This is a genomic window from Micrococcus sp. GbtcB5 (assembly GCF_019091605.1).
GTDB lineage: Bacteria > Actinomycetota > Actinomycetes > Actinomycetales > Micrococcaceae > Micrococcus > Micrococcus luteus.
This window is the reverse complement of the sequence record NZ_JAGXJK010000214.1, coordinates 1-266: the sequence shown is the minus strand read 5'-3', so window position 1 is coordinate 266 and position 266 is coordinate 1. Positions and strand designations below refer to the sequence as shown.

Here is a 266-nt window from a genome sequence, read left to right as displayed (position 1 = left end):
CGGGCGGTCGTGCGGGGGGCCGAGGCGCGCCACGGGAGCATGGGCAACCACGGCGCGCCCGTGGGGGCCGCCGCGGCGCTCGCCTTCGCGCCCACCCCCCTCACAGCCGTGCTGGCCACGGTGGCCGGCGCCGCGGCCTGCGTCCCCGTGCACGTGCTCGTGGCCCGGCTCATCGCGACCCGGCCCTTGCGCTCCGCGGGACTCCCGGTGTCCACCGGCCCGATATGGCTGACCGCGGGCATGCTGTCCCTCCTCACGGCCGACCT

General features: G+C 78.9%; 1 pseudogene. It reads left to right on the top strand.

From position 1 onward, the window contains the following. Nucleotides 1–39: 39 nt before the first annotated feature. A pseudogene (locus KVS67_RS12080) lies at nt 40–266 on the top strand (urea transporter); the annotation flags it as partial.